This window comes from Rhodococcus sp. 06-470-2, from assembly GCF_002258235.1.
Classification (GTDB): Bacteria; Actinomycetota; Actinomycetes; order Mycobacteriales; family Mycobacteriaceae; genus Rhodococcoides.
Window position 1 is genome coordinate 104,390 of the sequence record NZ_NOYB01000024.1, and the last position, 22,934, is coordinate 127,323.

23 protein-coding genes are annotated in these 22,934 nt (G+C 64.6%); 17 read left to right on the top strand and 6 right to left on the bottom strand.

What is annotated here, in order from left to right:
* The first annotated feature begins 70 nt into the window (after positions 1 to 70).
* From CH276_RS13055 to CH276_RS13070, 4 genes are read left to right on the top strand one after another with little or no spacing between them, the layout of a single operon-like run.
* Positions 71 to 703 (top strand): isochorismatase family protein, encoded by a 633-nt coding sequence (locus CH276_RS13055; protein ID WP_094630791.1) that lies wholly within the window; start codon positions 71 to 73, stop codon positions 701 to 703.
* A 17-nt stretch (positions 704 to 720) separates the two neighbouring features.
* Positions 721 to 1,140 carry an EVE domain-containing protein gene (locus CH276_RS13060; protein WP_235387034.1) on the top strand — a complete coding sequence of 140 codons (420 nt, stop codon included), beginning with the start codon at positions 721 to 723 and terminating at the stop codon, positions 1,138 to 1,140.
* Positions 1,141 to 1,152: 12 nt separating this feature from the next.
* A complete protein-coding gene (locus CH276_RS13065; RefSeq protein ID WP_094630790.1) occupies positions 1,153 to 2,139 on the top strand; it encodes an alpha/beta fold hydrolase in 987 nt (328 codons plus the stop codon).
* A gap of 7 nt (positions 2,140 to 2,146) precedes the next feature.
* Complete coding sequence (locus tag CH276_RS13070) at positions 2,147 to 2,803, top strand: nitroreductase family protein (RefSeq protein WP_032395119.1); 657 nt, start codon at positions 2,147 to 2,149, stop codon at positions 2,801 to 2,803.
* Positions 2,804 to 2,846: 43 nt separating this feature from the next.
* Here CH276_RS13070 and CH276_RS13075 read toward each other — a convergent pair whose 3' ends face one another.
* The gene (locus CH276_RS13075) at positions 2,847 to 3,914 is read right to left on the bottom strand and encodes a ParB/Srx family N-terminal domain-containing protein (RefSeq protein WP_094630788.1); all 1,068 of its coding nucleotides are present in this window, start codon (positions 3,912 to 3,914) and stop codon (positions 2,847 to 2,849) included.
* Positions 3,915 to 4,029: 115 nt separating this feature from the next.
* The gene (locus CH276_RS13080) at positions 4,030 to 4,560 is read right to left on the bottom strand and encodes a GNAT family N-acetyltransferase (RefSeq protein ID WP_094630786.1); all 531 of its coding nucleotides are present in this window, start codon (positions 4,558 to 4,560) and stop codon (positions 4,030 to 4,032) included.
* Positions 4,561 to 4,682: 122 nt separating this feature from the next.
* On the opposite strand from CH276_RS13080, the gene CH276_RS13085 reads away from it, so the two are divergent.
* From CH276_RS13085 to CH276_RS13100, 4 genes are read left to right on the top strand one after another with little or no spacing between them, the layout of a single operon-like run.
* Positions 4,683 to 5,537 carry an ABC transporter permease gene (locus CH276_RS13085; RefSeq protein WP_094630872.1) on the top strand — a complete coding sequence of 285 codons (855 nt, stop codon included), beginning with the start codon at positions 4,683 to 4,685 and terminating at the stop codon, positions 5,535 to 5,537.
* Positions 5,538 to 5,540: 3 nt separating this feature from the next.
* Complete coding sequence (locus tag CH276_RS13090; RefSeq protein WP_094630785.1) at positions 5,541 to 6,260, top strand: ABC transporter ATP-binding protein; 720 nt, start codon at positions 5,541 to 5,543, stop codon at positions 6,258 to 6,260.
* A gap of 55 nt (positions 6,261 to 6,315) precedes the next feature.
* Positions 6,316 to 7,350 carry an ABC transporter substrate-binding protein gene (locus tag CH276_RS13095; protein ID WP_094630783.1) on the top strand — a complete coding sequence of 345 codons (1,035 nt, stop codon included), beginning with the start codon at positions 6,316 to 6,318 and terminating at the stop codon, positions 7,348 to 7,350.
* Positions 7,351 to 7,378: 28 nt separating this feature from the next.
* On the top strand, positions 7,379 to 8,482 hold the full coding sequence (locus CH276_RS13100) for an LLM class flavin-dependent oxidoreductase (RefSeq protein WP_094630781.1): 1,104 nt from the start codon (positions 7,379 to 7,381) through the stop codon (positions 8,480 to 8,482).
* 21 nt (positions 8,483 to 8,503) lie between these two features.
* On the opposite strand, the gene CH276_RS13105 is transcribed toward CH276_RS13100, so the two are convergent.
* The 3 genes from CH276_RS13105 to CH276_RS13115 are packed head-to-tail and all read right to left on the bottom strand — an operon-like array spanning position 8,504 to position 10,915.
* The gene (locus CH276_RS13105; protein ID WP_094630779.1) at positions 8,504 to 9,406 is read right to left on the bottom strand and encodes a dioxygenase family protein; all 903 of its coding nucleotides are present in this window, start codon (positions 9,404 to 9,406) and stop codon (positions 8,504 to 8,506) included.
* A 1-nt stretch (position 9,407) separates the two neighbouring features.
* Positions 9,408 to 10,478, bottom strand: coding sequence for a maleylacetate reductase (locus CH276_RS13110; protein WP_094630871.1), 1,071 nt, complete (start codon positions 10,476 to 10,478; stop codon positions 9,408 to 9,410).
* A 35-nt stretch (positions 10,479 to 10,513) separates the two neighbouring features.
* Positions 10,514 to 10,915 (bottom strand): nuclear transport factor 2 family protein, encoded by a 402-nt coding sequence (locus CH276_RS13115; protein WP_094619629.1) that lies wholly within the window; start codon positions 10,913 to 10,915, stop codon positions 10,514 to 10,516.
* Between the two features lie 380 nt (positions 10,916 to 11,295).
* Between CH276_RS13115 and CH276_RS13120 the strand changes: the two genes are divergently transcribed.
* From CH276_RS13120 to CH276_RS13140, 5 genes are all read left to right on the top strand, one after another.
* A complete protein-coding gene (locus tag CH276_RS13120) occupies positions 11,296 to 12,381 on the top strand; it encodes an ABC transporter permease (RefSeq protein WP_094630777.1) in 1,086 nt (361 codons plus the stop codon).
* A gap of 67 nt (positions 12,382 to 12,448) precedes the next feature.
* Positions 12,449 to 13,534: an ABC transporter substrate-binding protein gene (locus tag CH276_RS13125; protein ID WP_045194166.1), complete on the top strand. Its 1,086-nt coding sequence runs from the start codon at positions 12,449 to 12,451 to the stop codon at positions 13,532 to 13,534.
* A 41-nt stretch (positions 13,535 to 13,575) separates the two neighbouring features.
* A complete protein-coding gene (locus tag CH276_RS13130) occupies positions 13,576 to 16,086 on the top strand; it encodes an ATP-binding cassette domain-containing protein (protein ID WP_094630869.1) in 2,511 nt (836 codons plus the stop codon).
* 36 nt (positions 16,087 to 16,122) lie between these two features.
* Complete coding sequence (locus tag CH276_RS13135) at positions 16,123 to 17,097, top strand: zinc-dependent alcohol dehydrogenase (protein WP_094619632.1); 975 nt, start codon at positions 16,123 to 16,125, stop codon at positions 17,095 to 17,097.
* Positions 17,098 to 17,129: 32 nt separating this feature from the next.
* Positions 17,130 to 17,900, top strand: a complete 771-nt coding sequence (locus CH276_RS13140) for an SDR family NAD(P)-dependent oxidoreductase (RefSeq protein WP_045194170.1) — start codon at positions 17,130 to 17,132, stop codon at positions 17,898 to 17,900.
* Positions 17,901 to 17,907: 7 nt separating this feature from the next.
* Here CH276_RS13140 and CH276_RS13145 read toward each other — a convergent pair whose 3' ends face one another.
* Positions 17,908 to 18,630 (bottom strand): helix-turn-helix domain-containing protein, encoded by a 723-nt coding sequence (locus CH276_RS13145; protein WP_094630867.1) that lies wholly within the window; start codon positions 18,628 to 18,630, stop codon positions 17,908 to 17,910.
* Between the two features lie 227 nt (positions 18,631 to 18,857).
* On the opposite strand from CH276_RS13145, the gene CH276_RS13150 reads away from it, so the two are divergent.
* Genes CH276_RS13150 through CH276_RS13165 form a run of 4 tightly spaced genes read left to right on the top strand, consistent with a single transcriptional unit; the run spans position 18,858 to position 22,893 of the window.
* On the top strand, positions 18,858 to 19,922 hold the full coding sequence (locus CH276_RS13150; protein WP_082073647.1) for a zinc-dependent alcohol dehydrogenase: 1,065 nt from the start codon (positions 18,858 to 18,860) through the stop codon (positions 19,920 to 19,922).
* Positions 19,919 to 21,004, top strand: coding sequence for an SDR family oxidoreductase (locus tag CH276_RS13155; protein WP_094630775.1), 1,086 nt, complete (start codon positions 19,919 to 19,921; stop codon positions 21,002 to 21,004). The genes CH276_RS13150 and CH276_RS13155 overlap by 4 nt, the downstream gene beginning before the upstream one ends.
* Positions 21,001 to 21,774, top strand: coding sequence for an SDR family NAD(P)-dependent oxidoreductase (locus CH276_RS13160; RefSeq protein WP_094630773.1), 774 nt, complete (start codon positions 21,001 to 21,003; stop codon positions 21,772 to 21,774). Before CH276_RS13155 ends, CH276_RS13160 begins: the two co-directional genes overlap by 4 nt.
* Before the next feature lie 45 nt (positions 21,775 to 21,819).
* Positions 21,820 to 22,893, top strand: a complete 1,074-nt coding sequence (locus CH276_RS13165; RefSeq protein WP_094630771.1) for a 2,3-butanediol dehydrogenase — start codon at positions 21,820 to 21,822, stop codon at positions 22,891 to 22,893.
* Positions 22,894 to 22,934: the final 41 nt, after the last annotated feature.

The window sequence follows — 22,934 nt, forward strand, 5'->3', positions numbered from 1 at the left end:
CCACTCGTGCTCGCAAGGCCGCCACCGCAGGATGAGAAGCGACCGAGATCGCCAGTCGAAGGAGAACACCATGACCGCACCGCGCAGAGCCTTGATCGTCATCGACGTTCAGCAGGAGTACTTCGAGGGTGTGTTGCAGATTCAGTACCCGCCCCGCGACGAGTCGTTGGCCAACATCGTTCGCGCGATCGAAGCGGCTGCGGCGCAGGATCTTCCCGTCGCGATCGTCCAGCACGAAATGCCCGAGGGCGCGCCCGCATTCGTCAAGGGCACCCCGACGTACGAGCTGCACCCCGATATTCAGGCGCTCGTGCAGCCGTCCTTCGAGCGGGTCGAGAAGAAGTACAGCAGCGTGTTCGCCGGAACCGGCATCGCGAAGTGGCTGCAGGGCAACGACATCGACACCGTCACCATCGTCGGATACATGACCAACAACTGCGACCTCGCCTCCAGCGCCGACGCCGAGGTCCTTGATTTGACCGTCGAGATCCTGGCCGACGCCACCGGCGCGATCAATCTGTCGAACGAGGCGGGCACTGTGTCCGCCGAACAACTGCACAAGGCTTTGATGGTGCTCCTGCAGTCGAACTTCGCGGCGGTAGCGACGACGGATCAGTGGATCGACGCCGTCAAGAACGGAAACGAGCTCACCGCAAACAATCTGGTGGTCTCCGCGGCTCAGGGCAACGACGCGGTGGCCTGAGCTTCTACACTTTCCACGTGACTGCGCGGGCGATTACCGATCGGACTCTCGGTGCATGGGTGATCAAGTGCAATCCGCACAAGACCGATCTCGCACCGATGGTCCAAGCTGGACGTGCGCACGAGCACTGGTGCGTCGCTGACAACTACCGAACGCGTCTGATGGCACCTGGTCATCCGGTGCTGTTCTGGGTCAGTAGTCATCCGAGACGCGGAATCTGGGGTGCCGGTCGGTTGACCGGCACCCCGGTCCCCGGCCCGCAGTGGAAGATCTCGACGAACATCGCCTTGTTCGACGAGCCGATCCTCGCGTCGGATATTCGGTCCGTCGCATCGTTGTCGAATCTCGAGGTGTTTCGCTCGCCGCAGCAATCGAATCCGTCCTGGCTCGACGCGTCCGCGTGGGCGTCGATCCGACCGATGCTGCCTCTCGAATGATGTGATGGCGGTATGGCACTGGAAGACGAGCCGACGCAGCACGGGATGTTGGATGTCGGGGACGGTCAACGCATCTACTGGGAGCAATGGGGTCCGTCCGATGGCGTGCCGGCGGTCTACCTGCACGGTGGACCAGGCGGGACCCTGAATGCCAGTCAGTTTCGTCGCCACTTCGACCTGACCCGTGTTCGCGCAGTCGGGTTCGAGCAGCGCGGGTGTGGCCGGTCCACCCCGCACGCGTCCGATCTTTCGACGTCGTTGGCCAACAACACCACTGCGCACCTGATCGCCGATATCGAAGCCCTGCGTGAGCACCTCGGTGTCGAGGCCTGGATCGTCAACGGCGCGTCCTGGGGATCCACCCTCGCCATTGCCTACGCCCTCGCACATCCGGCGCGTGTCCTCGGCGTCGTTCTCGTCGCGGTCACCACGACCGGCCGTGAGGAGGTCGACTGGATCACCGAGGGCGTCGGCGCGATCTTCCCCGAAGCCTGGGATCGGTTCGCAACCTTCGCCGAGCAGTCGGGCGTCGGCTATCGACGGAGCCAGGGCCGAATCGTCGACGCGTACGCCCAACTGTTGAATTCGCCCGATCTCTCGTTGCGCGACAATGCATCCCGAGAATGGGCATTGTGGGAAGACGTCCACATATCGATCGGCACCGGCGGTATGAGACGCGATCCCAGGTGGGAGGATGACCGGTTTCGTCTGGCTTTCGTGCGACTGGCCGCGCACTACTGGTCGCACGACGGGTTCTGCGATCCGCCTCTGCTCGATCGCGCCGACGGTTTGCGTGATGTCCCGGGTGTCCTGATCCACGGCCGAAAGGACATCTCGGGACCCGCTGTCACGCCGTGGCGTCTGCATCGACGTTGGCCCGGGTCGACACTCGTCGTCGATGAGGGGGACGGGCATGGGGGCAGGTCCATGGCGGCGCGCTGGGACGCTGCGAACGATGCATTGACCAACCGGGCCCTGCAGGAGCCGAATGGTGCATGATCGAGAGGTGACTTCCTTCCCGATCATCGACCTGACTCCCGACGAGTTGCTGACCACGACTCGCACCGTTCGCAAGCGCCTGGACCTGACGCGGCCGGTGCCGATGGAGCTGATCAAGGAATGTCTCGAGATCGCTCTGCAGGCACCGTCCGGCTCGAACAAGCAGGGTTGGCAGTGGATCGTCGTCACCGATCCTGATCTTCGGGCTCGCATCGGTGCGATCTACGGCGAACTGTTCACCGCGTATCAGGCGTCCAAGCATTCCGCGTCGGCGCTGTTCGCAGACGACCCGGAACGCGCCTCGGTGCAGAAGCGCGTCGGAGACAGTGCGAGCTGGCTCGGCGAGCACATGGGTGAGGTGCCGGTGCTGCTGATTCCGTGCATCCAGGCCGGTAAGACCCTCCCGGCCGGAAATCAAGCCGGTCTGTGGGGCTCACTCCTGCCCGCTGTGTGGAACTATGCCCTGGCTGCGCGGGCGCGTGGTCTCGGAACGGCCTGGACGACAATCCATCTCGCCAAGGAAAGAGAGATCTCTGAGCTGCTCGGCATCCCCGAGGACTTCCATCAGGGTGCGCTGATTCCCACGGCGTACTACACGGGTGAGACGTTCAAGGTCGCTCCGCGGGATCCGATCGAAACGGTGCTGCACGTTGACCGCTGGTGATCTACGGGCAGCCCGTCCCAATCCCGGTAGCGTCGAATGGCAACTACCTGGGCAGCCCCATCCTGTACTGCAGGGCGTAGGCCAGCTTGCCTGGTTTGTCGTCCGAGTACGGTGCCGAGAGCTTTCCGAATTCTCCCTTGCCGGCTGCCTTACCGTCGTTCCACGCGTTCAGCGCGCCGAGTTCCGCTGCAGTTCGGCCACTGTCGATCACCGCGTCTTTGGGAGCCGCGACCTGTGCACGCGACACCGCCTCGACGGTGCTGAGGTAGCTCGTCAGGTTGTTGCTGTCCCAGCCGCTGATGTCGACGGCACCCGAGTCGCGAACCCATGCACCCCAATAGAATTCCTGGAAGGGGATGGTTCCGGGGGTGAAGCCGATGTCGCGGGCGAAGTACGTCAGGCTGCGGTATCTGTCGTTCTGGAACTTGGCGAGGCCGACTCCCGACGGGAGTTGTTCCACCGGAACCTCGTTGCCGTCGACGTCGTAGTTCCACACCCACTTCTCGGCCTTCATCCGTGCCCAGAAATCGGCTGTGCTCAGGTCACTGAGGTTCGCGACCACCCGCAGGCGAAGGTGCAGATTCGGTCCACCGTCGGCCGTTTCGTAGAAGGAAGTCAGCGTGTGGTGACCGTCGGTCAGGTACGGCACGCCGCCCGGACCGATGACGACAGTCTTCATGGGCGCGATGGTGTCCGGCGTTTCCCGACCGACGGGGACGGTGCAGGTGAACGACGACGGATTGTCCAGTCGTGCATCGGGCAACGCCGACGCGGCCTCTTCCTGGCCGTTGGCCTCGCACCAGTCGTCGAACTTCTTGTTGATCTCGTCTTTGCCGAGTGTGTATCGCCCGAGCTTGTAGTACACCTCGTCGTATCCGAGCGAGGGTTGTGTCGCACGCACTTCGCCGATCGGCAGGTCGAGAAGCTCACCCGCTTCGGCGCATCGGTAGCCGAGGCCTGCCGACGATCCGGAGGGAAGCAGGTCAGCGACCTGACACAGCGGCGACGCTGCCCGTGCCGGCGCGGCCGTGGCAACGCTGGTCATCGACGCGGATACGACAGAGATCAATGCGAGCGTGCCCAGCAGGGCTGCTCTACGACGCGTGACCATTCGGTGAAACTCCTCTGAGTTCGAGTGAAGTTCTCCGAGAGTGCAGCCCGTGGGTCACCGGTCGATGTCGCAGAGCCGAACCGGAGGTGTTCGAGAGGTGAACGCAGCGCGCCGGTCAGCGATCCTCGCGCAACATCGCGTACACGAGCGTGTCGGTCCATTCGCCCTTGCACCACCAGTTCTGCCGGAAGTGAGCTTCCCGTCGCATCCCGACCCGCGCGGCCAGTCGGGCAGAGGCGTCGTTCCGGCCGTCCAGCTGTGCGCTGACGCGGTGGATCTGGGGTAACGAGAACACGTGCTCGATCAAGGCGGTGACCGCCTCGGTGGCGTACCCGCGGCCCGCAACGTCGGGGGAGAACGTCCAGCCGAGTTCGACGAGAGCCGGGGAACCGTCGACCAACCACGCCTCGACATTTCCCACCACCATTCCCTCGTGCTCGGCGACCATCGCGAGTGCTTGGGTGTGCAGTCCGATTCGCTTCATCCGTTTGCCCACCGCAGCAACCGCATCGGTGTGTGTCCACGCTTCGTGGAGCAGATAGCGGCAGACTTCCGGGTCGCTGTAGTAAGTGAGGATCCTGTCCGCATCGGCGGGTTCGTACAGACGAAGGGTCAGGCGCTCGGTGTGGATGGGCTCGACGGTCATATGTCCGATTCTGCCCGACTTGTATTCACGCTGATTCGAACCCTGGTCCAGGACCCGACGTGTGATGGATGGTGGTGAGTCGAACCTGCCCGCACTCAACCGGAAGGCCTGTACCCATGGTCATGACGTCGTATGCCGCTCCCGCGGGACCCGTGGACGTGAGCGACAGCGATGCCTCCGACATCGGCTCCACACCCGTCTCGCCGAAAGGGTCTGCGTGGCAGCGGTACCGCTGGACCGTCGTGCGGGCTTTGTCGCCGGTCGTCCTCCTTGTTCTGTGGCAGATCGCCAGCGCTGCCGGAGTTCTCTCCGAACGAGTGCTGCCTGCACCGTCACTGATCTTCGATGCAGGTCTGGAGTTGCTGCGCAACGGTGAATTGGCCGACGCTCTGGCCATTTCCGGAACTCGCGTAGTCCAGGGACTCGTGCTGGGTGGGGTGATCGGGGTGGCGCTCGGAGCGCTCGTCGGACTGTCCAAACTTGCCGAGGCAACCGTCGACCCGCCGCTGCAGATGCTGCGCGCGCTACCGCACCTCGGTCTCATCCCGCTGTTCATCCTGTGGTTCGGAATCGGGGAGACTCCCAAGATCCTGCTCGTTGCTCTGGGAGTCGCATTTCCGTTGTACCTGAACACATTCTCGGCGATCCGCCAGATCGATCGCAATTTCCTCGACACGGCCGTCGTACTCGGTTTCTCGTGGCGTCAGCGGTTCACCACGATCATTGCGCCGAGCATCGCCCCGCAACTGCTGGTGGGACTTCGTCAGTCGTTGGCCATCGCCTGGTTGTCGCTGATCGTGGCCGAGCAGATCAACGCCGAATCCGGGCTCGGCTACATCATCAACAACGCGCGCGATTTCCTGCGTGTGGACACCATCATCTTCGGGCTCGTCGTCTACGCCCTGATGGGAATCGCCACCGACGGCATCGTCCGAATCCTCGAAAAACGAGCCCTCCGTTACCGATTGGATGCTTGATTCATGACTACGACGACGACCTCCGTCGCCACCCTGCGCGGAATCGACAAGTTCTACGGTGCCAGTCACGTGTTGAAGGGCGTCGACCTGTCGATCGAACGCGGCGAAATCGTCTCGCTGGTCGGACGATCCGGCTCCGGCAAGTCGACCATTCTCCGGGTCTTGGCGGGGCTGTCGACGGACCACACGGGGGAGCGGCACGTCACTGGGCATCCCGCGGTGGCGTTCCAGGAACCGCGGCTGTTTCCGTGGCGCTCGGTCCGGCAGAACGTGTCCTACGGGCTCAACACAGCCGGTGTGACGGGTAACGAGGCGTTGACTGCTGCGGATGCGACCCTCGACGAAGTCGGCCTCGCCGACAAGCGCGACGCATGGCCGATGACGTTGTCCGGCGGCCAAGCTCAGCGCGCCGCACTCGCCAGAGCATTGGTGGGCGAGCCGGAGCTGCTGCTGCTCGACGAACCGTTCGGCGCTCTCGACGCGCTCACCCGGCTGTCCATGCAGTCGCTGCTGCTCGACCTGTGGGGTCGGCACCGATTCGGCATCCTCCTGGTCACGCACGACGTCGACGAGGCAATTGTGTTGGGAGACCGGGTGTTGGTGCTCGACGGGGGTGGCGTGGCCGAGACCGTCACCATCGACCTGCCTCGTCCACGCGACCGAGGAACAGCCGGATTCTCTCGCATCCGCACTCATCTGCTCGGGGCGCTCGGCGTCCACTGAACCGATCGATTTCACCGAACTCATCGATTTCACTGATACGAAGGATCGTTCACGCATGTCGTCATACGCTCGTTCCCGATCGCTGCGCGCCGTCGGGATACTCGCTGCCCTGTCCCTGACGGTTGTCGGACTCACCGGCTGCGTCTCCCGCGGTAGCGACACCACTTCCACCGAAGCGCCCGAACTCGTCTCGAACGATCAGCTCGCCACCGTCACCCTCGACGTCGGCGACCAGAAGGGTGGCACCGAAGCCCTGCTTCGTGCGTCCGGTGAGTTGGACTCTGCGCCGTACGATGTCGCGTTCTCCACCTTCACCTCCGGCCCGCCGCAGGTGGAGGCCGCAACGGCCGGTCAGATCGACTTCGCGGTCACCGGCAACACACCCCCGGTGTTCGGAGTCGCAGCCAACGCGCGCATCAAGGTCGTCTCCGCCTACAGCAACGACGCGAGCGGGGATCAGATTCTCGTGCCGCCGGATTCGACTCTCGCCACGTTCGCCGACCTGCGCGGCAAGAAGATCGCCGTCGGCAAGGGAAGTTCCGCGCACGGCCATGTCCTGCTGCAGTTGCAGAAGGCAGGGTTGACCACCGATGACGTTCAGCTGGTCTTTCTTCAGCCAGCCGATGCGCTGACGGCGTTCACCTCGGGTGAGGTCGACGCCTGGGCGATCTGGGATCCCTTCACCGCGATCGCGCAGGTCCAGAACGGCTCGAAAACGCTCACCACCGCAGAGGGCGTCGCCAACGGCTACGGCTTCGGCATCGCCTCGCAGCAGGCGCTCGACGATCCCGCGAAGAACACTGCCCTGCAGGACTTCGTGGTTCGTCTGGCCAAGGCGTCCGCCTGGGCGAATGCCAACCCGGCCGAGTGGGCGGCGGCGTACTCCACGGCCGTCGGCATCGACCCTGCCGCCGGTGAATTGGCTCAGGGACGAAGCCAGCGACCCGCAATTGCGCTCGACAACACGGTGATCGAGTCCGAGCAGGCACTCTTCGATGCCTTCGTCGAGAGCGGAAGCATTCCCGGTGGCAACACGTTCGCGGACTTCGTCGACACGCGGTACGCCGACGCCACCGCCTCCACCAACTGATCACCCACCACGTCGTAGGAGTTCACTCGTGACCGCACGCATCTTCTGGTTCCTTCCCACCGCGGGCGACGGCCGTTCCATCGTCGGCGCCTCCCACGCATCCGGGAACCTCCGCGAACCCGCCGGGTTTCGTCGCCCGTCGCTGCGTTACCTCACCGAGGTGGCGCAGGCTGCGGACCGACTCGACTTCGAGGGCGTGCTGACTCCGACGGGAACCTGGTGCGAGGACGCGTGGCTGACCACGGCTGCTCTACTGCAGAGCACCCGACGGCTGAAGTTCCTCGTCGCCTTCCGTCCCGGCCTCACACCGCCCACGTTGGCGGCGCAGCAGGCGGCGACGTTGCAGCGCTTCTCGGAGGGACGGGTGTTGTTCAACATCGTCACCGGCGGCGACGACGTCGAGCAGCGTCGGTTCGGGGACTGGATAGACCACGATCGTCGCTACGCTCGCACCGACGAGTTTCTCGAACTCGTTCAACGCATCTGGACCGAGCCGTCGGTCGATCATAAGGGCGAGTTCTTCGAGGTGGCCGATGCACGGGTGTCCGAGGCACCGGATCCGTTGCCGGAGTTCTGGTTCGGTGGTTCGTCCGAGCCGGCTCTCGAGGTTGCGGCCAAGCGAGTGCAGACGTACCTGACGTGGGGCGAGCCGCCGGTCGACGCTCGCGCCAAGATCGAGAAGGTGCAGGCGCTCGCGGATGCCGAGGGCCGCAAGCTCACTTACGGCATTCGCCTGCACACCATCAGCCGTGACACGTCCGAGGAAGCCTGGGCCGTCGCACAGAAGCTTCTCGACGAGCTTCCCGAGGATCAGGTGTCCCAGGCTCACGTACTGCACTCGTCCTCGCAGTCCGAGGGGCAGCGCCGGATGGCCGCTTTGCACGGCGGCAGCAAGGATTCGCTCGAGATCTACCCGAACTTGTGGGCGGGTGTCGGACTCGTTCGCGGCGGAGCCGGGACGGCCCTGGTCGGTTCGCACGAGGAGGTCGCGGACCTGATCGGCGAATACCACGACGCCGGCTTCGACGAGTTCATCCTCTCGGGCTACCCGCACCTGGAAGAGGCGTATCACTTCGCCGAGGGTGTTCGACCGATCCTCGACGCCAGAGGAGTCACCGTTCCGGCCAGGTGATCTCGGCGGCGCAGGCGTCGCTCACACGGCCGTCGGCGCGAGAACGATGTCGAATTGCACTCTCGACCAGTTGTTTTCCCCGAGATCGCGACCGTCGGGGGTGCGGGTTCCGGCAGGCTGTTCCACGAAGTCCTTGATGAGCGAGTCCTTGACGCCGAACACCGAGTCGCGATCGAGCAGTTCGTCGCCGCGTACGAAGATGTGGGTGATCAGTGTCCGTTGACCCTCGGCGGTGACCATGAAATGCAGGTGCGATGCCCGCATCGGCGAGCGTCCTGCGGCGTCGAGCATCCGCCCGACGGGTCCGTCGAACGGGATGGGGTACGGAGTCGGGGTGAGGCCCCAGAACGCAAACTTTCCGTTCTCGTCGGAGAGCAGGTGACCGCGGGCGGCGACCCGTCCGTCGGAGTACTGGACGTCGTAGAAGCCGTCGTCGTCGGCCTCCCATACTTCGATCCGAGCATTCGCAACTGGGTCGCCTGCGATATCGGTGACGGTTCCCTCGACCCAGCAGGCCTGGCCCGGTGCGCCGTGGGAGATGTCCCCGCCCGACTCGATGGCGGGGGCGTCGTCGACGAAGAACGGACCGAACACCGTCGCCTCCGTCTCGCCTGCGATCGCTTCGTTGTTGACGGTCACGGTCTGCATCGAGGCCCCGAAAACGTCGGAGAGCAGGATGAATTCCTGACGTCGGTCATCGGTGATGTGACCGACCTCGGTGAGGAACTCGATGGCCGTGTTCCATTCGTCCTGCGTCAGCCGGACCTCTCGGATGAACGCGTGGAGATGCTCTGTCAATCCCGTGAGCAGTTCTCGCAGTCGTGGATCGGGGGTGTCGGCGAAACTGGCGACGACCTTGTCGGTCAGTGCCCGCTCCCGGCTGCTCTGCTCGGCGGAGATGTCGGTGCGACTGTCGATACCCATGTCAGCGGCCCTCGTTCTCGGAAGTCGTTCCGGCCCAGGCGTTACGGAGCAGTACCATGAGCGATTCAGCAGTGACCGGCCGCGGATTGGAGGCGGGAGCCGCGTCGAGAACGAGTGCGACGGCCTCATCCAGATCGGACTCGTTCATCCCGTAGTCGCGCAGCGCGGTAGGTGCTTCGAGTTCGGTTCGGAGCGACCACAGTCCCTCGACTGCAGTGCTGCTCCCGAAGGCACTCGCGATGCGCTGCTCGGCCGTCGGTGCATACGGAGCGTTGTATTCGAGTACGTGTGGCAGCACGATCGCATGGGTTTGGGCATGCGGCATGTTGTACGTGCCGCCGAGCACATGACAGATCTTATGGTGCAGTCCGGACCCTGCGGACGCGAAGGCGACCGCGGAAAGGTAAGCGCCGTACAGGGTTTGCTCATGGCCGGATTGGCTGGCGGAATCTCGTTTGATGTCTCGAAGTCCGCTGGACAGTGCAGTGATGGCCTCCACCGCGAGCGTCGAGTTGATCGGATCCGCGCGCGGAGCCCACATCGAGTCGACGGAATGCGCCAGAGCGTTGAGTCCCGACGCCACGCTCAACTCCACCGGAAGGGTCAACAGCGAGAGCACGTCGTAGATCACGGTGGTGGGGAGCACCCGCGCGTCGACGCCGGTGGTCTTGCGCGAGGACTCGGTCAGTCCCCACACGTTCGTGGCCTCCGAGCCCGCGTACGTGGTGGGAACGGCGACGATGGGGATACCGCTGGTGAGGGCGACGGCTTTCGCCAGGCCGGTGGTCGACCCGCCTCCGATGCTGACCAGCAGATCGATGTCGTGCTCGTGAGCTGCGGCTCGCGCCTTCTCCGCCGTCTCTATCGGAACATGCTGGACCACTTCGGAATACATCAGTCGCGGCTCGATCTCGCCGCACACCGAGTTGGCCAGATCGGTCTCGGCGGGGCCGGCGATCACCATGACGGAGGTGGCACCGAGTCGAGCGACCTCGGCAGCGAGATTCGATGCTGCTTTGCCTGCTCCGAACAGAACGCGTTGTGCGAGTGAATCGTGCTCGAATTCGAGCATCCGTGCCTCCGGTGTGTCAGTGAGCCGAGTGAGTGTCAGTGCGAGGGGCGCGGAGTCGGCTGGTAGGCGAGGAGCAGCCACTGGTCGTTCTCCTTGACCCACACGGCGATCGAGTTGTTCACCAGTTCCTTCTCGGTGCCGTTGGCGGTGATACTCGCGTTCATCTCACCGACCACCACTGCGGTGTCGCCCGAGACCAGAATGTCGTCGGTGGGGTGGTCGATGCGGTGGTAGACGTAGAAGCCCGAGGTGACCTTCTTCAGGTACGACTCGACGGTATCGCGGCTGCCGTCGGAGTGGGTGTAGACGAGGTTCGGGTGGCAGCAGCTGGTGAAGGCATCGAGGTCGCCGTCGACGATCGCCGTGTAGCGCTTGTTCTCGAGCTCGGAGATCGTGGCCTTGATGGCGTCGATGTCGAGTTCCTGTGCCTGTGTCATGGGTTCTCCTGAGAAGTCGAGCGGCCGCAGGTGTGCCGGTGGTGATGACGGTAGGCAGCCGGACGGTGAGTGTCAACTGTCACAGAACACTCTCGACCGTGACGAAACGGTCTTCCTGTACTTCAGTCGGTGCGAGAACGCCATATTTTTCGCCGAGTAAGTCCAGCTAGAGGCATCTGTATTCCCGGCAGAAGTGGCCCACAGCATTGCGTGCTTGACAAAGTGACCCACTGCACAGTTCAATCAGGACAGGACATTCATGCAGCACTGGTGGACATTCTGAAGCTCTATGTTCGCCTGCTTGTGCACAGCCGAGTTTCACGCAGCGAAACATCCCGCTGGATTCACAACCCTCATCGCCCGATCAACGGAGAACTCTCGTGACATCACATGGTCAATCGGCTGGGGGACCCGCGCCCTCGACGGGAATCGGGCCCACTCCCGGCAACGAACGATCGACGGCAGGCGGACTGCGCACGGCCCTGAGCGGACGAGCCAGAGGTGCCGTCGCCATCGGAATCGCCACCGTCGTCCTGTTCCTGATCAGCGCAGTACTCGCGCCACAGAGTGTCAGCGGTGGGGCGATCTCCGCGATGCTGCCGTTCGCCGCAATCCTGGCGGTCGTCGCGATCGGGCAAACCCTGGTCGTGCAGCAAGGCGGTATCGATCTGTCGGTACCGGGCGTGTTCTCCCTGTCCGTCGTCGTGGTCACCAAACTCGCGAGCAGCGGCACACCCGGCGCGATCTTCCTGGCAGTAGCCGCGGCCCTTCTCATCGCTGCGGTGGCCGGAGCCGTCTCGGGCTTCGTCGTCGCGCGGTTGAACGTGGCACCGATCGTCGCGACCCTCGGTATGAATGCGCTCCTCATCGGTGCGACCTGGGCGGTTTCCGAGGGTGCCGCCCGCCGTACTCCGACCGGACTGTCCGATGTCATCGGATCGACGCTGCTCGGAGTTCCGGTGACCGTCGTCGTCGCGATCGTCCTGACCGTCGTCGTCGGGGTCGTCGTTCGACTCACGCCGACCGGACGCATCTTCGAGGCCGTCGGTGCCAATCCGCGGGTCGCCGTCGCGGCAGGTATTGCACCGTTGCGTTACACACTGGGCGCGTACTCCGTTGCGGCAGTGCTCTACGCCGTTGCCGGTGTGCTGCTGACCGGCATCGTGAACACCCCTGGAATCAGTGAGGGCAACACCTACCTGCTGCCGTCGGTGGCTGCCGTCGTACTCGGTGGCACATCGCTGCTCGGCGGTAAGGGCAGTGTGCTCGCCTCGTTGATCGCTGCAGTCTTCTTCACTCAGGTCGACCGGTTGGCCTCGACTCTGGGACTCGCTTACGGCTGGCAGATCCTCATTCAGGCTCTCGCGCTCGGTCTCGGTGTCGCCTTCCACAGCGGTTTCCGGCCCGGCGGCAAGCGTCGCGCCCCGGCCGTCGAGGAACCCAGAAAGCCGGTCGAGGTGGCATGACCGCCGGCACACGGCACCTGGCCCGTTACGACATTCGTACTTCCCCCTTGACTCGAGGACATCATCGATGAAGCTCACGACCTACACCCTGCGGATGCTGACGCTGCTGCCCGTTGCCGCCCTGATCGCGGGCTGTTCGGTGGGCGGCTTCGAGACCGTGTCCAGCAGTGAGCCACGGCCGGACTGGTGTGGCCCCAACGAGGCCGTCATCGGGTTCGCCGACGGTAGCGGCGGAAACAGTTGGAAGCGAACCAATTTCGCCGAGTTGCAGGACGAGCTCGCCAAGTGTTCGTCCGTCACGGACTTCATCACCACCGATGCCCAGGGGGACACTCAGAAGGCGATCGCCGACATCAAGAGCCTCGGCGCTCAGGGCGTCGACGGCATGCTGGTGTTCCCCGACGCAGGACAAGCGATTCTTCCGGCGCTGCGTTACGAGTACAAGGCCGGTGTCGCCGTCGTTCCCTACCGGATATCTCCCGGTGGGTCCGAGGGCTCGGAGTACACCACGTTCGTGGCCGCCGACTTCGGCGCGATCGGCCGGTTGTACGCCGAGTGGCTGGTGAAATCGCTGCCGAACGGGGAGGGCAACGTCCTGTTCCTCGGCGGACCGCCCGCGAACTCCCAGGATCTCGCGGAGTACGAAGGCATGCAGGAAGTCCTGGTCGATCATCCGGGCATCAAGTTGATCGGCGACCAACCGTTCACCGTCACCAACTGGACGCCCGCGGAAACCCAGCAGGCCACCTCGACCATGCTCTCGCGTTTCCCCCAGATCGACGCGGTCATGACGGACTTCGCCGCGACCAGCATCATGACGGCATTCCAGCAGGCCGGACGTCCGCTGCCGCTGATCGCGTCGGCCGACTCCAACGGACTGTCCTGCCAGTACGCGCAGCTCAAGGACGCCAATCCCGGGTTCGAGTTGTTCACGGTCACCTCGCAGACCTACATGGTGCGCCTCGCCGTCCAGCACGTCGTGGCCGAAGCAACCGGGGGCATCGCACCCGAGTCCAAGGTCGATGTGCCGGTGGCGTTCGAGGATTCGATCAGCGCCGAACCGAGCGCGCCGATCTGCAACCCGGCTCTACCCGAGGATGCCCTCCTGTCCAGCACCCTCGATCCGCAACGCATCGGAGAGGTTCTGCAATGACACGTCCGATCACACCGCAGCCAGTGCTGTCAGGAGCTTCGATGAACGAGACATTCACGTCCACAACAGTTCTCGCCGAGCCGTACCTTCAGGTTCGCGGCATCGGCATGACCTTCGGCCCCGTCACCGCACTGTCCGGTGTCGACATCGACATCAGACCGGGACAGGTGCACGCTCTTCTCGGCGAGAACGGCGCAGGCAAGTCGACGCTGATGTCGATCATCTCGGGAACCCAGACGCCCACATCGGGATCCGTCGTCGTCGACGGCGTCGAGCGGACCGCTCTCACCCCGGCCGACGCCTTGGCTCTCGGCATCTCCATCGTTCACCAGACTCCGGCCCTGTTGCCGGACCTGACGGTTGCCGAGAACCTCGTGCTGGCCATTCCTCGGACCATGCGTCCCTCGGTGTTCGAGATGGGCCCGTGGGTCACCGAGAAGTTGGCGGTGGTGGGCTGCACCGTCCATCCCGACACCAAGTGCGGCGACCTTCCCATCGCGGAGCGTCAGCTGATCGAGATCGCCAAGGCGCTCGCGACCGACACCAAGGTGCTCATTCTCGACGAGCCGACCGCGCCGCTGGTGCAGGACAAGGTGGATCTGCTGTTCGAGCAGGTGCGCCGGTTCGCCGCAGCCGGGGTGGCGGTCGTCTACATCACCCACCGCATCCCCGAGGTCAGGGAACTGGCGGACACGATGACCATTCTTCGCGACGGCCGGGTGCGCGGCTCCTACGATCCGCAGTCGCTCACCGACGACGAGATCATCACGCTCATCGCAGGCCGCGACGTCGACGCCGTGTTCCCGCCCAAGGGAATCGGGCCGAGCGCAGACGGTCTCGTGGTCGAGAACCTGTCGAGCCCGGATTTCGACGACGTCTCCTTCACGGTCGGCGCAGGTGAGATCGTCGGACTCGCAGGCGTTGCGGGCAACGGCCAGGTGGCACTGCTTCGAGCCCTCGCCGGCCTGAGCGATTCCACCGGGACCGTGCGGTTGGGTGGTGACCGGTTGACGCTGAAGTCCTCGGCGGACGCCCACAAGGCCGGCATCGCCTTCATGCCCGCCGACCGCGCGGGAGAAGGGGTGCTGCCGGACTTCTCGATCCGGGAGAACTCCGCGCTCGGTGCGTTCGGTCGCTTCGTCCGCCACGGGATCATCGACAAGAGCCGCGAGCGAAAACTGACGTCGGCGATGGCCGACTCGCTGACGGTGAAGGCACCGAGCGTCGACACGGCGGTGGGAAATCTGTCGGGCGGAAATCAGCAGAAAGTGGTGTTGGCCCGAGCGCTGCTGTCGAAGCCCGCGCTGATCCTGGCCGAGGAGCCGACTCAGGGCGTCGACGCCGGTGCGCGCGCCGAGATCTACCGCGAGCTGCGCGACGCCGCCGACGCGGGCATGGCGATCGTCGTACTCTCCTCCGACGCCGTCGAACTCGAAGGACTGTGCGACAGGGTTCTGGTTCTCTCACGCGGCACCGTGGTCGAATCGCTCAGTGGTGATGCGGTGACCGAACACAACATGATGCAGGCGATGGTGTCGGCGACCGGTCACCGAAACAGTGCCGCGACATCCGGTGCCGGCGCGGTGGACACGCCGCCCAACAAGCTCGTTCGATCGTTGCCCGCGTACATCCTGCTCGGAGCCATCGTCCTGCTGTCACTGATCGCCACGACGCAGAACGTGCGGTTCCTCGGTGAAGCCAACATCGTGTCGGTACTGCTCACCACCACGGCGCTCGGCTTCATCGCACTCGGCCAGATGCTGGTGGTGATGACCGGCGGTATCGATCTGTCGGTGGGACCGCTCACCGGATTGGTGCTGGTCATCATGTCGTTCTTCTGGTTCGACGGGGCCTCGGTGCTGAGTCTGGTTGCCGGTGTCGCCGTCGCGGTGGCGGCAGCGATCGTCGTGGGTGCAATCAACGGCGGACTGATTCGAGGCCTGGGGTTCACCGCCGTCGCAGCAACTCTGGTGACATACATCGGTATTCAAGGAATATCGCTGCTGCTTCGGCCGGAGATCGATGGGTACGTCGACTTCGCGATTCTCGATGCGATCAACTACAGCATCGGTCCGATTCCGGTGGCGTTCCTGATCGCGGTACTCGCCGCCGTCGCGCTCGGCGCGGTTCTGCGATACACGCGACCCGGAATGGCCCTGCGCGCGTCGGGATCCGACAGCAGCATCGCGGAGAAGATGGGCGTGCGCAACGGTCTCACCGTGACCGCGGCCTACATCGGCTGCTCGTTGATGACGATGCTCGGCGGGATCATGTTGGTCGGTCAGGTCGGCGTCGGTGACCCCAACCAGGGGATCGGTTTCACCCTGTCGGCCATCACCGCGGTCGTCGTGGCCGGAACACTGTTGCGCGGCGGTAGCGGTTCGCCGGTGGCGGTACTGCTCGGCGCGCTTCTGCTGCAGGTGATCCTGGCCCTCGCCAACTTCCTGCGCCTGGGTACGGCATGGCAGTACTGGTTGCAGGGCGCGATCGTCATCGTGGCCGCCGTACTGTATGTCGCTTTGCAGCAACGTAATTCGGCCCGCAAGCACTGATCGCCCGCACACCAACGTCATACAGAGGAGACAACAGTGAAAGCACTCAGGTTCGTCGGAGAGAATCGGGCCGAGGTCGCCGACCTCGACATCCCGACCATAGCGGCGGACGAGGTTCTGATCGCCGCACGATCGGTCGGCGTCTGCCATTCCGACATCGAACTGCTCGAGGGCCGCTACATCATCCCGTTCGAGTACCCGATCATTCCCGGACACGAATGGTCCGGTGAGGTCGCGAAGGTCGGTGCCGACGTCGACGGCTTCCAGGTGGGCGACCGTGTCGTCGGAGAATGCGTCATCGGCGATGACCACTTCGGGTTCTCCATCAGCGGAGCCGCGGCAGAGTTCTTCGTCGTCAAACCCGCATGGCTGCACAAGCTTCCCGACGAGGTCTCGTTTACCAGCGGCGCGCTCGTCGAACCGTTCAGCTGCGGCTACTACGGACTGATGCGCGCCGGAAACGTCAACGCGAGCGACGTACTCGTCGTACTCGGAGCCGGGCCGATCGGCCTCGGGGTAGTGGCCGGCGGCGCAGCACTGGGGGCGACGACCATCGTGGTCGAACCATCCGAGGGACGTCGGCAGGCCGCGCTGAAACTCGGTGCCGCCCATGCGGTCACCCCGGAGGAGGTCGACGAACTACTCGACCGAGTCAGTGGCGGCCGAGGTGCCGACGTCGTCGTCGAGGCAACCGGCCGACCCGAGGTGATGGCCAGTGCACTCGAACTCGCCGGGCACCGCGCACGGGTGGTGTACATCGGCATCGACGTCGGACGATCGGCACCGGCGAAACTGGGGCTCATCCAATCCAAGGAGCTCGACATCCGCGGTGCGATCGGCTCGCCGGGCGTGTGGCCTGCGACCCTGCGCTTCATCGCCAGGAGTGGGCTCGATCTCGGTGGACTCGTGACGCGGGAAATAGCGGCCGACGATGCCGTGACCGCTCTCGACGAGGCACAGAAGCCGGCCGAGAACATCAAGGTGCACATCACTTTCGACGCAAGTCTCTGATTTCCGAACCCATACGACACCGAGGACCCTTCATGTCTCGTCTGACCGACAAAGTCGCCATCGTCACCGGATCCGGCAAGGGAATGGGTCGCGCTATGGCAACGCTGTTCGCTGCCCAAGGAGCCGCCGTCGCGGTCACCGACGTCTCCGAGAGCGACGGACTCGAGACCGTCCGGCTGATCGAGGAGCAGGGTGGCCGGGCGGCGTTCTGGCGATTGGATGTCAGTGACGAAGCCGAGGTGTCCTCGGTGTTCGAGCAGGTGACCGCGACGTTCGGAAAGCTCGACATCCTCGTCAACAACGCCGGCATCTCCGGTGTCGACAAGCCCACCCACGAGGTCACCGAGGCCGAGTGGGACGCAGTGTTCGCGGTCGATGTGAAGGGCGTCTTCTTCTGCACCAAGCACGCCATCGGACACCTGCGGGCCAACGGCGGTGGCAGCATCGTCAACATCTCGTCGATCTACGGGCTCGTCGGCTCGCACGAGATGGCCCCGTACCACGCGGCCAAGGGCGCGGTCACGATCATGACGAAGAAGGATGCGGTGACGTACGGACGCGACGGCATCAGGGTCAACTCGGTGCACCCCGGCACCATTCTGACTCCGTTCGTGCGTGAGCTGGCCGAACGTAGCGAGGGTGGATTGCGCGGCTATCTCGACATCATGGAGCCCAAGCATCCGATCGGTCACGTCGGTGAGCCGGAGGACGTCGCCAACGCTGTGCTGTTCCTGGCCAGTGACGAGGCGCGTTTCGTGCACGGCGCGGCACTGGTGGTCGACGGCGGTTACACGGCGGTGTGAGACCGCATCACTTCTGTCGGCCGACCACGAACCAGATTGCGACGCAGGTCTCGTCGTGTGGGTTGCTCAACCGGTGCGGAATGGACGAGTCGAAGTGGAGACTGTCGCCCGGTCCGAGCACCTGGCGAGCGAAGGCGACCTGAATCTCCAAGCGTCCGGACAGGATATGGATGTATTCCTTGCCGCCGTGGTTCATCAGGTTGTCCGCGGGGCAGGATTCGGTCCCGGCAGGGTAGGTGACTCGGAGGAACTCGACCTCCGGATCGTCGTCCGGGGTCAGGCGTTCCCACCGGACTCCGCCGAGGTACAACTCGGGCCGTTCGTCGGCACGCTGGAGACCCGGGAGCGCTCCCACTTCGGGGAGCGGCTGAACCGAGGATGTTCGCGAGCTGCCGTTCGCATGCGCCACCTCGGTGCGGTCCGTGAGCGTCGGCCGTGCCGAGGGCGTGGGCTGTGGGGTCTCGAGGTCGTGCGGTGCCACGTCTTCGGCCATCAAGGAGTCGAGGGACAGACCCAGCTCGGTGACCATGGCATACAGCGTCCCTACCGAGGGTGCCGTTCGGCCGAGCTCGACCTGGGAGATGAAGCTGGGGGACAGGTGAACTCGACGGGCCATCTCGCGCAGCGACATGTTCGCCTTCTCACGCGCTCCGCGTAGACGCAGGCCCATCTGCGCGTTCATCTGAACGGCCGTCTCGGTCGATTCGACCTGGACAGTTTCTTCGGTCATTCTTTCGCCGCCTCCCACCTCTGCCTTCACCGTCTCCCCCTGCTGCCGGGTGTACGCACCCACTGGACGGACGGTAGTGCATCGATTGTCTCATTGCTCGGTCATTCCGCTGTTCCGCGTTCGTACAAAGGTTTTCACGGTGTGACGCTTGGCACTGAACATGTGCAGTGTTACTCTACACTCAAGAAGTAGCGTGCATCACATTCAATGTTCGTCCAGGAGGAATCGTGCCCGACACCATGCAGGCCGCCGTGTACCACGGCGCGCGCGACATCCGCGTCGAGGAGGTTCCCGTTCCCCGACGCGGGTCGGGTGAGGCGCTCGTACGCGTTCTACGCTCGGGTATCTGCGGCACCGACGCCTCGGAATGGGTGGCCGGACCCAAGACCTTCCCGGTGCTGCGCCGGCATCCGAACAGCGGGCATCAGGGCCCGTTGATCCTCGGCCACGAATTCGTCGGCGAGGTGGTGGAAGCAGACCCCGACTCCGAGACGAAGATCGGAGATCTGGTGGCCACCGGAGCCGGAATCTGGTGTGGCACATGCCGACGCTGCCGGGAAGGCCGCACCAACCAGTGCGCGACCTACAAGACCCTGGGACTCAACGTCGACGGCGGCATGGCGGAGTACGCGAGCGTCCCGTCGAAGACATTGCGCGCGCTGCCCGAAGGGCTGTCCATCGACCACGCCGGACTCGCTCAGCCCTTGGCCGTCGGGATTCACGCTGCCCGGCGCTCGGGTGCCCGTGACGGGGACAACGTCGTCGTCATCGGTGCCGGTGCCATCGGCTCCTTCGTTCTTGCCGGACTGCAGCACCTGGCCGACGTCGAGGTCACCGTCGTCGACTTTCCGGGGAAGAGACTGGATCGCGCCTCGCGCCTCGGAGCACACCGCACGATCACCCCGTCCGACGACCTCGGCGCGGACATCGTCGAGGCTCTGGGCGGAAAGAAACCCGATGTCGTCATCGAAGCGAGCGGAGCGCCCGGCCAGCTGGTCTCGGCGTTGACCATGGTGGCCGACGGTGGCCGCGTGCTCGCAGTAGGAATTCCCAAAGAGAAACCGGAGTTGGATGTGCATTCGCTCGTCTTTCGAGAGATCACTCTCGAAACCACCTTGGCCCACGTGTGCGACACCGATCTGCCTGCCGCACTGGACATCCTGAACACCGGACCGCTCGGCGCAGAGCTGGCCGAGACGCCCGTCGGACTGGCTGCTCTGCCCGCGGAGTTGGACAGACTCTCGACCGGCAAGGTCGAAGGCAAAGTCCTGGTCGATCCGGCGATCCGATGAGCGCGCCCAGCAGAGCGGCACTCGTCATCGGTGCCACCGGCATTGCCGGACAGACGATCTCGCGTCAGCTCGTCGACGCCGGATGGACCACCTACGGTCTGGCCCGCGGCGCGACCAATCCGGTCGAGGGCGTGGTGCCGGTCTCGGCGAATCTGCTCGATGCGGAGTCGTTGACTGCAGCACTCGACGGCGTCGACCCGGAGATCGTGTTCGTCACGGCCTGGATGAAGCAGGACTCGGAGGCCGAGAACATCGAGGTCAACGGGAGCATCGTCCGCAACGTCCTCGGTGCGATGAAGGGCAAGTCCGCGCTGCGTCACGTCGCGCTGATGACCGGCCTGAAGCACTATCTCGGCCCGTTCGACGACTACGCGACCGGTGTCATGGCCGAAACCCCGTTCCACGAGAGCGAACCCCGGCTGCCGAACCCGAACTTCTACTACACCCAAGAGGACGAGCTGTTCGCGGCGTCGGAGAAGCAGGGGTTCACCTGGAGCGTGCACCGAGCGCACACCGTCTTCGGCTACGCGGTGGGCAACGCGATGAACATGGCACTCACCCTCGGGGTCTACGCCGAGATCTGCCGCGAGACCGGAGCTCCGTTCGTGTTCCCCGGCTCGGACACCCAGTGGAACGGGCTGACCGACATCACCGACGCAGACCTTCTCGCCGAGCAGATGATTTGGGCGGCAACACATGTCGAGGGCGAGAACGAAGCGTTCAACATCGCCAACGGTGACGTGTTCCGCTGGCGCTGGATGTGGCCGCAGATCGCGGAGGCGTTCGGCGTCGAACCCGTCGGATTCTCCGACGCCCCCAAGCCGCTCGACGACCGCATGGAAGACGCCCCGAAGGTATGGGCGGAGATCGCCGCGAAGCACGATCTGGTCGAAGGCGATGTCGACCGCCTGGCGTCCTGGTGGCATACCGACGGCGACCTGGGCCGCGACATCGAATGCCTGACCGATATGACCAAGAGCCGCAAGGCCGGCTTCCTCGGGTTCCGTTCCACGTTCGAGAGTTTCATGGACAAGACCGAGAGCTACCGCGCGGCCGGGATACTCCCGAGGAGTCAGCGATGAACGAACAGTCGCAGTTCACGAACAAGGGTGCCATCGTCACCGGTGCCGGCAGCGGTATCGGTCGAGCGGTGGCGCATCGGCTGGGATCCCTGGGTGCGCGGGTGCTCGCCGTCGACATGAACATGGCGGCCGCGGAGCGCACCGCCTCTGAGTCGGACGGCGAGATCCATCCGTTCGCCGCCGACGTGTCCGTCCACGATCAGGTGAAGGCCTATGCGGATGCCGCGACCTCGCTGATCGGTGAACCACGACTGTTCTTCAACAACGCCGGGGTCGAGGGAGTGCACAAGTCGATCGTCGACACCACCGAGAGCGAATGGCGATCCGTGGTCGACGTCAACCTCAACGGAATGTTCTTCGGGCTCAAGCACGTACTCCCACTGCTGCGTCGGTCCGGAGGCGGAGCGGTGGTCAACACCGGTTCGATTCTCAGCCTCAAGGGCGCTCCCGATCGCTCCGACTACGTGGTGACCAAGCATGCCGTTCTGGGTCTGACCCGCAGTGCTGCAGCCGAATCCGCCGCTCACGGCATTCGAGTGAACTGCATCTGCCCCGGGCCGGTCGACACCCCGTTGATGTCGAGGTCCGAAAGTCTGGTCAACCCCGACGATCCGAACTTCGAGCGCGACCGATTCATCGAAGGCACACCACTTCGGCGCTACGGATCACCCGAGGAGATCGCCGAGCTGGTGGTCTTCCTCCTCCGTGAGGACGTCGGCTATCAGACCGGTTCCGCGGTCACCATCGACGGTGGCATCACCGCGGTCTGACGCGGACACCCCCTGCACACAGAACATCGACTACAGGAGAAAGCTATGCGCGCCGCGGTATTTCACGACCGACACGATGTACGGGTAGAAGACGTTCCGGCCCCGAAGGTCGGCCCCGGCGAGGTTCTGCTTCGTCCGTTCTTCTGCGGCATCTGCGGAACGGACCTGCACGAGTACGCCTTCGGTCCGATCGTCATTCCGACCGAACCCCACGCACTCACCGGCGCGAAAGCCCCGCAGGTGTTCGGCCACGAATTCTCGGCGCGCGTGGTCGAGATCGGCTCCGACGTGACGTCGGTCGCGGTGGGCGATCGCGTGTCGGTCATGCCGCTCGTCACCTGCGGCAAGTGCTACTACTGCCTACGCGGGCTCAACCACCTGTGTGTGATCATGGCCTGCACCGGGTTGAGCTGGGGCGGCGGAGGAATCTCCGAACTGGTTGCGGTGCAGGAACAACAGGTATCGGTGCTTCCGGACAGCGTCAGTGACGTCCAGGGCGCTCTCATCGAGCCGGCAGCGGTGGCCGCCTACGGTGTCGACTGCACCGGCCTGAGAGCAGGCGACACCATCCTCATCACCGGTGCGGGACCGATCGGTGCCCTGTCCGCTCTGTACGCACACGCATCGGGTGCGGCGAAGATCATCGTGTCCGAGCCGAATGCCAAGCGCCGCGCGCTGATCGAGGCCTTCGGCATCGCCGAGGTACTGGACCCCACCGTGCAGGACGTGCCCGCCGCGGTCCACGCACTGACCGGCGGTATCGGAGTCGATGCCGCAGCGGAATGCTCGGGTCACCAGCACGGACTGACGGCCGCACTCGGCAGCGTTCGCTCCGGCGGAACCGTCGCCCAGGTCGGTCTGCACGTCAAGCCGGCCACGATCGATCCGATGGCCATGTCCAACAAGGACCTGACCCTGGTGGGTACCTGGTGCTACCCGGTGTACGACTGGCCGCGCATCATCGCCCTGGTCGCATCCGGACGCTACCCGGTGGAGAAGGTCGTCAGCGAGATCATCGACGTCGAGAACATCGTCGCCGACGGATTCGAGCGGCTGCTCGACCCGAACGGTGACGCCCAGAAGCTTCTGGTTCGGGTCGGCGACGCACCGACGTCCTGATCGACACGACAGTACTTGCAGCGACCTTCCGCCCCACGCTA